General features: G+C 35.0%; 11 protein-coding genes. 3 read left to right on the forward strand and 8 right to left on the reverse strand.

What is annotated here, in order from left to right; translation table 11 throughout:
• Window positions 1–109 precede the first annotated feature (109 nt).
• Window positions 110–2374 carry an aconitate hydratase gene (locus tag JE46_RS18530; RefSeq protein WP_031456774.1) on the forward strand — a complete coding sequence of 755 codons (2265 nt, stop codon included), beginning with the start codon at window positions 110–112 and terminating at the stop codon, window positions 2372–2374.
• Window positions 2375–2756: 382 nt separating this feature from the next.
• Window positions 2757–3875 carry a C40 family peptidase gene (locus tag JE46_RS18535; protein ID WP_031456775.1) on the forward strand — a complete coding sequence of 373 codons (1119 nt, stop codon included), beginning with the start codon at window positions 2757–2759 and terminating at the stop codon, window positions 3873–3875.
• On the opposite strand, the gene JE46_RS18540 is transcribed toward JE46_RS18535, so the two are convergent.
• Together JE46_RS18540 and JE46_RS18545 are read right to left on the reverse strand one after the other, a co-directional pair.
• The gene (locus tag JE46_RS18540; RefSeq protein ID WP_031456776.1) at window positions 3867–4259 is read right to left on the reverse strand and encodes a response regulator; all 393 of its coding nucleotides are present in this window, start codon (window positions 4257–4259) and stop codon (window positions 3867–3869) included. The genes JE46_RS18535 and JE46_RS18540 overlap by 9 nt on opposite strands.
• The gene (locus tag JE46_RS18545) at window positions 4249–5673 is read right to left on the reverse strand and encodes a sensor histidine kinase (RefSeq protein WP_031456777.1); all 1425 of its coding nucleotides are present in this window, start codon (window positions 5671–5673) and stop codon (window positions 4249–4251) included. The genes JE46_RS18540 and JE46_RS18545 overlap by 11 nt, the downstream gene beginning before the upstream one ends.
• Before the next feature lie 433 nt (window positions 5674–6106).
• On the opposite strand from JE46_RS18545, the gene JE46_RS18550 reads away from it, so the two are divergent.
• Window positions 6107–7516, forward strand: coding sequence for an APC family permease (locus JE46_RS18550; protein ID WP_031456778.1), 1410 nt, complete (start codon window positions 6107–6109; stop codon window positions 7514–7516).
• A gap of 239 nt (window positions 7517–7755) precedes the next feature.
• Here JE46_RS18550 and JE46_RS24405 read toward each other — a convergent pair whose 3' ends face one another.
• The 6 genes from JE46_RS24405 to JE46_RS18580 form a co-directional block, all read right to left on the reverse strand.
• Entirely contained in the window at window positions 7756–7902 is a 147-nt protein-coding gene (locus JE46_RS24405) for a hypothetical protein (protein WP_209445162.1), read from the reverse strand.
• Window positions 7884–8138 (reverse strand): hypothetical protein, encoded by a 255-nt coding sequence (locus JE46_RS18560; protein ID WP_244881900.1) that lies wholly within the window; start codon window positions 8136–8138, stop codon window positions 7884–7886. Before JE46_RS18560 ends, JE46_RS24405 begins: the two co-directional genes overlap by 19 nt.
• 40 nt (window positions 8139–8178) lie before the next feature.
• Window positions 8179–9897 (reverse strand): HAMP domain-containing sensor histidine kinase, encoded by a 1719-nt coding sequence (locus JE46_RS18565; RefSeq protein ID WP_031456780.1) that lies wholly within the window; start codon window positions 9895–9897, stop codon window positions 8179–8181.
• Window positions 9898–9968: 71 nt separating this feature from the next.
• Window positions 9969–11093, reverse strand: coding sequence for a sensor protein KdpD (locus tag JE46_RS18570; RefSeq protein WP_031456781.1), 1125 nt, complete (start codon window positions 11091–11093; stop codon window positions 9969–9971).
• 91 nt (window positions 11094–11184) lie between these two features.
• Complete coding sequence (locus tag JE46_RS18575) at window positions 11185–12264, reverse strand: porin (RefSeq protein ID WP_031456782.1); 1080 nt, start codon at window positions 12262–12264, stop codon at window positions 11185–11187.
• 392 nt (window positions 12265–12656) lie between these two features.
• Window positions 12657–13208, reverse strand: coding sequence for a K(+)-transporting ATPase subunit C (locus tag JE46_RS18580; protein WP_031456783.1), 552 nt, complete (start codon window positions 13206–13208; stop codon window positions 12657–12659).
• Window positions 13209–13304: the final 96 nt, after the last annotated feature.

Here is a 13304-nt window from a genome sequence, read left to right on the forward strand (position 1 = left end):
GGAAAAATAGAATAGTTTTAAATAATAGTATTAACAATTATTTTAGCATAAACCATAATAAAATCCTTAAATTTAAGCTGATTTACACTAACATAATTAATATATAAATATGGCTTTTGATATAGAAATGATTAAAAAAGTGTATGATAACATGCCCGGTCGTGTTGATGCAGCACGTCAGATTGTTGGTCGTCCACTTACTTTAACAGAGAAAATTTTGTACAACCACCTTTGGGATGGAAATCCAACCAAAGCGTTTGGAAGAGGAGTTGATTATGTTGACTTTGCCCCGGATCGTGTAGCCTGTCAGGACGCTACAGCACAAATGGCATTATTGCAATTTATGCACGCCGGAAAGAAAACAGTTGCTGTTCCAACAACAGTACACTGTGATCACCTGATTCAGGCAAAAGTAGATGCTGCAACCGATTTGGCAAGGGCAAAAACACAAAGTAATGAAGTTTTCGACTTCTTGTCGTCAGTTTCTAATAAATATGGCATCGGCTTTTGGAAACCCGGAGCCGGAATTATTCACCAGGTAGTACTGGAGAATTATGCATTTCCGGGCGGAATGATGATTGGTACGGATTCTCATACTGTAAATGCAGGAGGTTTAGGAATGGTAGCCATTGGTGTTGGTGGAGCTGATGCTGTAGATGTTATGTCTGGTATGGCGTGGGAATTGAAATTTCCTAAATTAATTGGAGTAAAATTAACCGGCAAATTATCAGGCTGGACAGCTCCTAAAGATGTTATTTTAAAAGTTGCCGGAATTTTAACTGTGAAAGGCGGTACCGGAGCGATTGTTGAATATTTTGGAGAAGGTGCAACGGCTATGTCCTGTACTGGTAAGGGTACTATTTGTAACATGGGAGCCGAAATTGGAGCTACAACTTCAACTTTCGGATATGACGATTCTATGAGCCGTTACCTGCGTTCTACAAACAGAGCTGATGTTGCAGATGCTGCAGATAAAATAGCTCCTTATCTAACTGGAGACCAGGAAGTTTATGCTGACCCTGAAAAATATTTTGATCAGGTTATCGAAATCAATTTATCTGAATTAGAACCGCATTTAAACGGACCTTTTACTCCGGACTTGGCTACTCCAATTTCTAAGATGAAAGAAGAGGCAATCAAAAACAACTGGCCATTACAAATTCAGGTTGGTTTAATTGGTTCTTGTACCAACTCATCTTACGAAGATATTTCTCGTGCAGCTTCTTTGGCAAAACAGGTTTCAGAGAAAAACTTAAAAACAAAAGCCGAATTTACAATCACTCCGGGATCTGAAGTCGTTCGTTCTACAATCGAAAGAGATGGATTTATCGATACTTTTAATAAAATTGGCGCAACAGTTTTTGCTAACGCCTGCGGACCTTGTATTGGTATGTGGGACAGGGAAGGAGCAGAGAAGGAAGAAAGAAACACAATCGTTCACTCTTTCAACCGTAATTTCTCAAAACGTGCAGATGGTAACCCGAATACTTTAGCTTTTGTAGGTTCTCCAGAGCTTGTAACAGCTTTAGCTATTGCCGGTGATTTAGGATTTAATCCGTTGACGGACAAATTAATTAACGAAGATGGCGAAGAAGTAATGCTTGATGAACCAACAGGAGATGAATTGCCTGAAAAAGGTTTTTATGCCGAAGATCCGGGATTTCAGGCTCCTGCCGAAGACGGTTCAGGAGTTCAGGTAGTTGTTAGCCCTACTTCAGAGCGTTTGCAGTTATTAGCTCCGTTTGATGCATGGGATGGTAAAAATATTACAGGTGCTAAATTACTAATCAAAGCATTCGGAAAATGTACAACCGACCATATTTCGATGGCAGGACCCTGGCTGCGTTTCCGTGGACACTTAGATAATATTTCGAACAACATGCTGATTGGTGCCGTAAATGCATTCAACCAAAAAACCAACTCGGTAAAAAATCAATTGACAGGACAATATGATGCTGTTCCTGCAGTAGCACGTGCCTACAAAGCGGCAGGAGTTCCGTCAATTGTTGTTGGAGATCATAATTATGGAGAAGGTTCTTCTCGTGAGCACGCTGCTATGGAACCACGTTTCTTGGGAGTCAAAGCAGTATTAGTAAAATCTTTCGCCCGTATCCACGAAACAAACCTTAAAAAGCAAGGTCTTTTAGGATTAACTTTTTCTAACGAAGCAGATTACGATAAAATTCAGGAAAATGACACAATCAACTTTACTGATTTAACTGAGTTTGCTCCGGGAAAACCGTTAACATTAGAATTTGTTCATGCAGATGGTTCAAAAGATATTATTTTGGCAAACCATACTTACAATGCAGGTCAGATTGGCTGGTTTGTTGCAGGTTCTGCATTAAACTTAATTGCTGCCGGTAAAGCTTAATCTTAAATTTTGATAATAGTAAAGAACGCTCTGTGAAAACAGGGCGTTTTTTATTAGAAGCTAATCCGGCTGTCCGCTATATCTTTTGTCCCGATAACTATCGGGACAAAAGGATGCCGCTTCCATCCGGGCTAAGACTCCGGTTTTCAACACAACTTTTATTTTAAATTTTATGATTTTCTAATAAATTTATAACTAACACAATAACTTTGAGTTAGGCATGGAAACCTTTTTGTGGAAGCAATTTGACATAAATTTGTTGTTAAAAAAAGTGTTTTTTTTACTTTAAAAAGTTAAATTCGCTTTTTTGGTAATAAAACTTTCTTTTTTGAGTTTAAAATTAAGAAAGGAATTAGTGTAGAAAATTAAAATTCCCCAAATAATGATTTTCAGATTTGTCTTTATATTTTTGCTTTTTAGTGTAAGTGCTTTTTCTCAGGATAATTATATCAAACATACTATTTCAAAAGGTGATAACCTTTACAATATTGCTAAGAAATATGGAGTTAAGCCAAAAGATATTGCAAATGCCAATCCTGATGTACCGAAAATTTTAAAATTAAATTCGGTTTTATTGATTCCCAATTCTAATCCATCTCAGGAAATAAAAACCAATCAATCCGTTACTCAGATAAATCCAACTTCACATGAAGTTTTGGCAAAAGAAACACTTTGGGGTATATCCAAAAAATATAAAGTTTCTGTTGAAGATCTGAAAAAAGCAAATCCTTCGCTGGAAACAGAAGGGCTAAAAATAGGGCAGCAAATTGTTGTTCCTTCCCAAGGAAATTCAGTTATACAGAAACCGGCTGAAAACACTCAATCAGAATTGGTTGAAGTTTCAAGGGAAGTGATGCCAAAAGAAACAAAATATGCTATCGCCAAAGAATTCGGAATTACGGTAGCTGAATTGGAAAAACAGAATCCCGAAATCAAAAGCAAATTACCTATTGGATACACTTTGAAGATTCTTACTTCAAAAGAAAAAGCCGATACCCTGAATGCTTCAAAACCGATTCAGGAAACAAAAGATATAACAAATTCACCTGTTCAGGTAGCAGATAATACCTCCATTAAAAAAGATTCTTCAACAGTAATAAGGGTTAGTAACCATTCGGAGTTAGTTGATCAACTGGTTATAAATGCTACTGAAAATATAGGTACCCGTTATCGTTCAGGAGGAACAACAAAAGCAGGTTTTGATTGCTCTGGATTAATGTATTCTACCTTTGGGAATTTTGATATTAAGCTGCCAAGAAGTTCAATAGAACAATCCCGGATTGGCACAAAAGTAGAGACAGAAGAAGCTCAAAAAGGAGATTTAATTTTCTTTAAAACTAATGGAAGGCACCAAATCAATCACGTTGGAATGGTGGTAGAGGTTGTGGATGGAGAAATTAAATTCGTTCATTCCTCAACACATGGAGGAGTTATCATTTCTTCAATTAAAGAGCCTTATTACGAAAGAGCTTTTTCGCAGGTAAATCGTGTTTTAGAATAGTGTCAAAAATCGGTTTTTGAATTCTTCAACCGGAAACGGTTTGCTGAATAAGTCGATTACATATTGATTTTCTTTTATAAAAGCAATTTCAGCTGAATCCAAAGTTGATGAGAGTACATAAATTTGAACCTCATCTTTTATTTCTTCACTAAGTTTGTGAAATTCTTCTAAAAATTCATAACCATTCATAATAGGCATTTGAATGTCAAGCAAAATAATAAAGGGGCGATTTGTTTTATTGTCCTGAAGCCATTCAATACCTTCTTTCCCGTTATTAGCAATAATAATTTCCTCAACATGAAATACTTTTTTGAGTAATTGCTGAGTGACAATCTGGTCGATTAAATTGTCTTCAATTAATAAAAATAAAGGTTTAAATTCCATAATTGTTCGGGATTGTTAGCGTAAATGTACTACCGATGTTACTTTCTGAAATCAAAGAAATATTTCCTCTGATATTTTCAACTGCTTCTTTTACAATATAAAGGCCTAAACCCGATCCTTTATTTTTGTTTGTTCCGAAATACATTTCGAAAATGTGTTCTTTAAATTCATTTTTGATTCCAATTCCGTTATCAGTGATTTCGATTTTGGTAAGGTCATCTTGATTGTAAGTGTTGATTGAGATAATCATCTCCTCTTTACTTGTATCGGCATATTTTATAGCATTGGAAAGCAAATTGCTGATAATAATTTTTAAACGTAAGCGGTCACTCTGAATTTGGTCTGCTAATATGTCCTGTTTGAAAATTATTCGGTTTGCATTTTCGATGTGCATTAGTTGTGAAATTTCTTCATCAAATATTTCTTTCAGGCTTACAGGTTCAATAATGATTTGTTTTCGTTTGTTTTTTGAGTAATCAATAATGTCGCTAATAAATTGATCCTGCCTGACAAGACTTTGATACATTAAACCTAAGTACTCTTTTATCTGAACGATATCATCTTCCAGCTGTGTAATTTCAATTAAGCCCTTTAATGACGTTATTGGAGATCGCAAATCATGCGAAGCACTATAAACAAAACGATCCAATTCGTGATTGACTAATATCAGATTTTCATTTTTGGCTTCGGCTTCTTTCTTTGAAGCTAATAATCTTTTTACCATTATTGAATAATAAAAGCTAACACTGCATACAATAATCAATGTGAAAATGATATTTGTAATAATGAGAGAGTTTTTAATTTTACGGGTTCCATCACTAATAATGTTTGAAAAATTACGCTCATTAATAGTTAATTTGTCGCTAATAGAACCAATTTCCTCAAGGAATTTTATCTGATCAGTCCGACTTAAAACCTTACTATTGATTTTGGTATTAATTTCTTTACCAATTTCAGACAACTTAACAATTAGTTCGTCGCCTTCTTCCCATTCATTAATGGCTTTTGATAAAAAAGAAACCTGCTTAAAGTTTTCAAATAACCAAATTATGTCATCCAGATCTTCCGGATGGTTTCTTCCCGTAACTAATGCCTTTCGGGCTATTTCACTGTCACCAAATTTCACTAATGTTTCTCTGGCAATGCGGGCACTTTGTGGTACTTTTAACTCTTCCTGAAACAATCTCCATTTATGATCATCTTGTGTAAAGACATAATGTATAAGATGTCGGGAAGCATCTTTTTGTCCTTTTGAATAATGAGATTCACCGTTGATATAAGCTCTGTTGGCAGATAATATTTTGATTGTAAAAAGGTTCACACAAATTAGTAAAGCACAAGAAATAAATACAATTGACAACAGAATGTAACCGTTAGTAAAGCGTAGATTTTTTAGAAAAACAACCTGAAACATAACTTTGGAATTTTTGGTTTATATTAAATTCTGTCTGCGTACTACGTAACCTGTTTACTGTTGTTTTTAGTTTTTTCGGGCTAATTAAAATGTATTGTCAATTAATAGCTACATAAATTTAATAAAAAAAGAAATCCGTTTAACGTATTTCTTTTTTTTCTTGTTAAATTTTATAAGGTAATGCTGCTCTTTGTAATTGATTTATTTGTAGTTGTTTTGAGTTTTTTATGGTTTTGCATAATTTAAATTATAATTCTGATGTTCTTGTAAAAACCGAATTTGCGTGAGGGGTAGAGGCGGCATCCTTTTACCGGCGAAGCAGTGTAAAAGATATAGCCGAAAACCCGACCCGGAGGGACACGCCCAAAAAAGTTTTCGATACTCTGAAATTTCTAAAAAAAGTATATCTTTAACCAACCAAAAACCAAAAATAATGCAGGAAAATAACCAGGAAAATTTTAAAAGAGAACTCGGATTATTAGATGGAACCATGCTTGTAGTAGGTTCTATGATTGGCTCCGGAATATTTATCGTGAGCGCCGATATCGCCAGACAAGTAGGTTCAGCAGGATGGCTGACACTGATTTGGCTGATTTCAGGACTAATTACTATTATTGCTGCTGTAAGTTATGGTGAGCTGAGTTCGATGTTCCCAAATGCCGGAGGACAATATGTATATCTGAAGGAAGCATACAATAAACTGATTGCCTTTTTATATGGCTGGAGCTTTTTTGCCGTGATTCAAACCGGTACAATTGCTGCCGTTGGTGTAGCTTTCTCAAAGTTTGCAGCTTATCTTTATGAACCTTTCAGCGATGAAAATATATTGTTTGAATTAGGGGATTTTAAACTGAATGCAGCTCAGATTGTATCCATCGTTACTATAGTTTTGCTAACTTTTATTAATAGCAGGGGTGTAAAAAATGGAAAAGTCCTTCAGACCGTTCTCACCATTATTAAAATATTGTCATTATTAGGTCTAATCGTTTTTGGATTAACGCTTGCAGCAAAAGCCTCTGTTTGGGATGCCAATTGGGCTGATGCCTGGACACCGCGCAGTTATGTTCCTGAAAATGGCTCGTGGCTTCCTATCAGCGGAAAGGCCCTGATTACCGGAATTTCAGCCGCCATGGTAGGATCATTATTTTCGAGCGATGCCTGGGTTGGGGTTACTTTTATTGCAGGAGAAATTAAAAATCCAAAACGTAACGTAGGTTTGAGTTTATTTTTAGGAACTTTTATTGTTACCATTATTTATGTTTTGACAAACCTGATGTATCTGGCTGTGATACCAATGGACGAAATAGCAACTGCAAAATCAGACAGGGTAGCAGTAGTAGCCTCTCAGTATATTTTTGGAGATATCGGAACTTTAGTTATTGCGATCATGATTATGATTTCGACTTTTGCCTGCAACAACGGATTGATTATGGCGGGTGCGAGGGTGTATTATACCATGGCAAAGGACGGTTTGTTCTTTAAAAAAGCAGCTGTTCTTAATGAATTTAGTGTTCCTTCATGGGCACTTTGGGCGCAATGTGTCTGGGCTTCGGCTTTGTGTCTTACCGGAAAATACGGTGCTTTACTGGACTTTGTAATTATTATCGTTCTGATTTTTTATATCCTGACCATTTACGGAATCTTCATATTACGTAAAAAAATGCCGGATGCAGAAAGACCTTATAAAGCATTTGGATATCCGTTTTTACCATTACTCTATATTGTTTTAGCATCGGCAATTAGTGTTTCATTGCTAATCACAAAATTTTCGACTTGTGGCTGGGGAATTTTAATTATGTTAATTGGTATTCCGGTTTATTATTTGACAAAGCCAAAAGAATAACATACCAGAATAAATTGAATATGAAATGCCTTGTTTTTAGCAGGGCATTTTTGTTTAAGCATATAATAAATTTGAAGTTTTAAGAAACTTTTACTTTTCTCTTTTCTTCACTCTGACGATTATCCCAAAACGATATAATCTCTATTCGATCATTATTGATTTCATAGAAGAGTAAATAGATTTTCATTGGAATAACACGAGTAGTTTTGTTAGAAGTAAGTCTTCCAATCAATTCATTATTAGATAGCGTTTTCTAATAAATCTTCAACTTCTTCAAGAATTTTTAAGCTATAATCCGAATTTTCATTTCTGAGAACATAAAATTCCAGAACATTAGAAAGCTCAAGTTTAGCAAGATCGGACCAAACTATTTCTTTTTTAGCCATTCTTTCATTTCTGAAATTACATCTTCATTTTTATGAAACTCTCCTTTTTGCATCTGATTTCGGCTTGTTTCGATAGAAGATTGTTGCTCAGCAGTTAATTCATACAATGACTGTTCTGAAGAATCAAAAATAGTTTGAAGAGCTTTTAAAAAATTCATGTCTTTAGAATCTCTAATTCTTGAGATCAAATTTTCTTTTATTTGAGCTGCCATGTCCATATTAAATTCTTTTGACACTCAAAATTAAAGATTTATTTTCAAAATCATGTTAAATAATTCACACTTTCAACGTAAACCAAAATGTACTCCCCAATCCTAAATTGCTTTCTACACCAACGCTCCCGTTTTGAGCTTCGATAAATTCTTTACTAATTGCTAAACCCAATCCTGTTCCCGATTTCTGACTTCCGGGAATCTGGAAATATTTATCAAAAACCTTGTCTTTGTATCTTGGTTCAATTCCTTTTCCGGTATCAATAACCTGAAAAACGATCTGATTGTTTTCTTCTTTTAATTTAATGAGAATAGTGCTTTTTTCAGCTGAATATCGAATCGCATTCGACAGATAATTAATCAAAACCCAGCCCGTTTTTTCGGCATCGGCTTTTACGTCTTTTAAATTTTCATCTGCATTAATAATTAATTGAATTTGTTTTTGATCGGCTTGGACTTTTACAGCTTCTGCAGCATAATTCACAATTGCATACGGATTGCTTTTTTCAATATTTAGCTGAATATTCCCGGTTTCCAATTGCGATAAATTGAGTAATTCACCAGTAATTTTCAATAATCGCTGACTATCATCTTTAATACTTTCAATCAGTTGTTTTTGATCTTCGTTCATATCGCCCGTTTTGGAATTCTCGAGCAATTGTAAACTCAATTTTATAGAAGCAATCGGCGTTTTTAATTCGTGCGAAACTGTTGCGATGAAATTCGTTTTGGCAAAATCCAGTTCTTTAAAAAGTGTGATATTTCTAAGTATAATAACCTCGCCAATGTTGATCTCTTTTTCTTCGCCCGTTGGCGTTATTGTAATGTTAATAGTTTCTTTTTCGAAATAACTTTCTTTAGCATTAGCGAAAATTTTCAAAGGTTGTTTCTTTGAATTTCCATTAGTTTCTTTTAAAATTAAGGAACGAATCAGATCATTTGTATTCGCTAATTCAGATGCAGTTTTTCCAATTATATCTTCCGATTTTAAACCGATAATTTTCAGCGCTTCGTCATTTGCAAACAAAACAATTTCTTCATTGTCCAAACCAATAATCGGATCGTTCATATTATTGATAAGCGTTTCCAGTCGTTTTTTCTCAAAAAGAAGTTTATACACATTGCTGTCGTGATATTCTTCGAGCTTTTGTGCCATTGTATTAAATGATTTGGCAAGATCTCCAAATTCGCTATGACTTGTAAAATGAACACGTTCAGAATAATTTTTATTCGCAATTTCCTTAATACTCAGCGTTAATTCCCTAATCGGATTTGCAATGTTATTTGGCAGATTGACCAATAAATTAAAAGCAATTAAAAAACATAAAGTCCCCACAATAGCAATGGAAAAATTGGACGTTTCTGCAGTTTTTTTTGCAATGTCACTTTTTTGTTTGATGGCATCCAGATTCAGCTTCATAATCGCAAAAATATCCTGACGGATTTGTCCTTTTACAGTTTCGTCAGAATTGTTTTTAGCGAGAAGAGCAAAACTTTCTTTTAGTTTTTCAGTTGCTTGTTTTTCGCCTGGTTCTGTAATATTATGGGTTTGTTTCTCTAGATTTTCCTCAAAATTCTGAATCGTTTCTTTCGAACCCAATTTAATTATATCCAAAGCAGAAATCATATTTCGGGAATATTCGAGCGTATTATAATTCGATTTCAGAATATTCTCCGTGTCCTGCTTAATCAAAAATACAGCATAAGCACTCACTAACGAGAGAATGATGATCATTAAAAATAATAATCCAACACCCAGATTCAATTTGGTTTTAATTCTCATATTTTTTGTGTAAAATGTTATTTGTAAAATGTGAAACGAACATCTGGCCTCTCACTTTTTACATTTTACGATTAAGACAGTATCACAAGATCAACGTTTGATAAAGACAATTTATTTAGCAAACGCCTGAAAATTGTTGTAGACAAAATTACTTTAAATAAATTCAAATGCGGTTTTCCTATACAGACAGTTGTAATTTGTTTTTCTTCTACAGCTGTCAAAATCGCATTGGATATATTCGAATTTTCTACTTTAATAACTTCTGCGCCAAGCTGAACAGCAAGTTTAAAGTTATTAATTAAATGTCTTTGTTTATCGAGTGCAATTCTTGTAGTGCTTTCTTGTGGTGTTTCAACATACAAAACATACCAGCTTCCGTTATAATAACTGGCCAGGCGAGCTGCTTTCCGAATCACAATTTTAGCTGTTTTATCATTACTGCTAATACAAGCTAACAGTTTTTCATGGCGTAAAGCATGCAGCTGAGGCACTTCATTTTCAACTTTCCGAACCACTTGGCTAGCGACTTCCTTCAAAGCCAATTCACGCAATTGCAGAATTTGTTCCGATTTAAAGAAATTTGCCAAAGCAGTCTGGATCTTATCTGCCGTGTAAATTTTTCCTTCTTTTAAACGCGCAATCAAATCTTCCGAGGTCAAATCGATATTCACCACTTCATCGGCCAGGCGCAAAACATTATCCGGAATCCTTTCCTGAACGTCAATTCCTGTAATGCGTTTTACGTCTTCATTTAAACTCTCAATATGCTGAATATTTACAGCCGAAATCACATTAATTCCTGCTTCAAGAATTTCCAGAACATCCTGCCAGCGTTTTTCATTTTTGCTTCCTTCTATGTTGGTATGCGCCAATTCATCAACTATAACTACTTCTGGTCTAAGGTTGATGATCGCCTGAACGTCAAGTTCTTCGAGTTCCTTCCCTTTGTAAAAAATAGTTCGCCTCGGAATAATCGGCAGACCAGTTAATAATTCATGCGTTTCCTTTCGACGATGTGTTTCGATATAACCGATTTTTACATCGATTCCGTTCTTCAATAACGAATGCGCTTCCTGAAGCATACGGAAAGTCTTGCCCACACCGGCGCTCATCCCAATGTAGATTTTAAACTTTCCCTTTCGTGATTTCTGAATTAAATCGAGAAAGTGCTGTGCGTTATTATTTTCGTTTTCCATATTTATTTGGGTAAGATGTTATCTGTAAAATGTAAAATGTCTTGTGGAATGTTTAGTACATCTTACATTTTACAAAAAACATTTCACGATACTAAAAAGAAATCGCCAGCGAAGTCGTTACAAACGTGTTCGTATCCGTTGAAAAATTGTCTTTATTGGTAAAGATTTCGTCTTTGCTTGAAAGATTTCTAGCTTCAATTCTAAACATAACATTATCAGTAACTAAGTAATCAAAGTTAGCCGAAAATCCGTAAGTTTTAAAACCGTTTGGTGTTTCAGTCGCGATAATTACACCTTTTTCATCGCTATAATATTCACCGCGTACTGCAAGCTGAATTTTGTCAACTGGTTTGTATTGCAGAATCAAAACTGGCGAAAACCAAGTATCATATTTATCACTTCCTTTAGCCGATTGCTGAGATCCAATATCAAAACCAGCTGTAATATTTGTCTTTTTCGTTACTTTAAACTGCCCGTAAAAGTTGTTGAAATAACGCCACTTTTTATCAATATCCGATTGTTCATTTCCAACATAAGTACTCCAGTTCAAAGCAACCCGATCAGATGGTTTGTACGTAATTTGAGTTCCAAAAGCAGGCGTTTGATTGCCTTCTACTTTTTCAATTCTCTGCCATCCATTCAAGTAAATACCAGCCAAATACCATTTTCCAGATTCAGAAGTATAACCAATTTTAACTCCCGTTTCATAATAAGGAGAATTCTCAGCCAAAATACTTCTTGTTAAAGTCTGACAATCTTTTCCAATCGCACTTTCAAAACCAATATGCGAAGGCATAATTCCTGCATCAATCCATAAATTATGACTTTTCGAAATTTTTACACCAACATTCGCTTCGTAAACATTTTTCAATAAACCTTGTTCGGCAGCCATATTATATTCGGCATAAGTTCCCGCCATCAAGGCAAAATTCCCCCGAATATTTTCTTTCGAATAATTCACTTTCGCCATTCCCAAATTCAGGTTTACCTCGTTGCTTTTATTATAACTGTAAAAAAAGTTTGGCCGAGTATGATTTTCCGGTTTCCCGAAATCATAACTATAATAAGCGTCTACATATCCTGAAAATGTCAGCGGACTTTTTGATTCTTCTTGTGCATGTAAATTGCTAAAACCAAAAGCGATTAAAGCAGTAAGTATTATTTTTTTCATTTTTGTGGTATTCTATTATTTATTAGTAGATTTTTAGGAGCTATTTCCCGCTATCCACTACAATCTTTTGTTTGAAACCCCCAAACAAAAGGATTTTCGTTTCTATCGGGGCTAGGGCATTTGGGGTAAAAAAGGCGTTTTTGTATTATAATAAGTTTTATATCCTAACAGGTTTTAAAAACCTGTTAGGTATCAATTGTAGAATTCAGTTTTTCGATTCCAATTTTCGCCACAGTTTGTCATTTCGACGAAGGAGAAATCTTCGTTGCTAGATCACCACAGATTTGACATTCTTTGCGGAGCTTCTTGCGAAGATTTCTCCTTCGTCGAAATGACAAGAATGCGCATAGAAAACCTTAGAACCTTAGCAACTCAGAACCTCAGTACCTTTTCTAGCGAAGCGCATCCAGCGCCACATTCAATTCCAAAACATTCACTGTTTCTGGGCCAACAATGGCATTATTAATTTTAGATTCAACCAAAGATTTTACTTTAGCTTCATCCAGTTTTCTTTCTTTAGCAATTCGTTTTACCTGAATCAAAGCCCCTTGCGGAGAAATATTCGGATCTAAACCACTTCCGGAAGCTGTAACCATATCAGCTGGTATTTCAGATTTTTTCAAATAAGGATGAACCAATAAAAGTGTATCAATTCTCTTTTGAACCAACGCCAAATATTCAGCATTGCTCGGCCCTTTGTTACTTCCGGCACTTCCTGCCGCGTTATAATCAACCGCAGAAGGTCTTCCCCAGAAATAATTTGATTTATCGAACTTCTGTCCGATTTTTTGATAACCAACTACTTTTCCATTAACCGAAATCGTTTCTCCTTTTCCTTGATTCGGAGCCAATTGTGCGATTCCGTAAATCGCAAGAGGATAAATAACTGCGAACAAAATTAAAGTAGCCACAGTAAGTTTTATTATAGAAAATAGATTTTTCATTTTTTTGAAGATTCTAAGGGACTAAGTTGCTAAGGTTCTAAGTTTTTTTTCAGAAGCTTAGCAAATCGAAGTCATGTTTTTAATTTGAGTTTTTAA

The organism is Flavobacterium chungangense LMG 26729 (assembly GCF_000735715.2).
Taxonomy (GTDB): Bacteria; Bacteroidota; Bacteroidia; order Flavobacteriales; family Flavobacteriaceae; genus Flavobacterium; species Flavobacterium chungangense.

Bases quoted from the DNA above. Each gene is read 5' to 3' on its own strand.
- JE46_RS18530 (WP_031456774.1), top strand. From the start codon at position 110: ATGGCTTTTGATATAGAAATGATTAAAAAAGTGTATGATAACATGCCC.
- JE46_RS18535 (WP_031456775.1), top strand. From the start codon at position 2,757: ATGATTTTCAGATTTGTCTTTATATTTTTGCTTTTTAGTGTAAGTGCT.
- JE46_RS18540 (WP_031456776.1), bottom strand. From the start codon at position 4,259: ATGGAATTTAAACCTTTATTTTTATTAATTGAAGACAATTTAATCGAC.
- JE46_RS18545 (WP_031456777.1), bottom strand. From the start codon at position 5,673: ATGTTTCAGGTTGTTTTTCTAAAAAATCTACGCTTTACTAACGGTTAC.
- JE46_RS18550 (WP_031456778.1), top strand. From the start codon at position 6,107: ATGCAGGAAAATAACCAGGAAAATTTTAAAAGAGAACTCGGATTATTA.
- JE46_RS24405 (WP_209445162.1), bottom strand. From the start codon at position 7,902: ATGGCTAAAAAAGAAATAGTTTGGTCCGATCTTGCTAAACTTGAGCTT.
- JE46_RS18565 (WP_031456780.1), bottom strand. From the start codon at position 9,897: ATGAGAATTAAAACCAAATTGAATCTGGGTGTTGGATTATTATTTTTA.
- JE46_RS18570 (WP_031456781.1), bottom strand. From the start codon at position 11,093: ATGGAAAACGAAAATAATAACGCACAGCACTTTCTCGATTTAATTCAG.
- JE46_RS18575 (WP_031456782.1), bottom strand. From the start codon at position 12,264: ATGAAAAAAATAATACTTACTGCTTTAATCGCTTTTGGTTTTAGCAAT.
- JE46_RS18580 (WP_031456783.1), bottom strand. From the start codon at position 13,208: ATGAAAAATCTATTTTCTATAATAAAACTTACTGTGGCTACTTTAATT.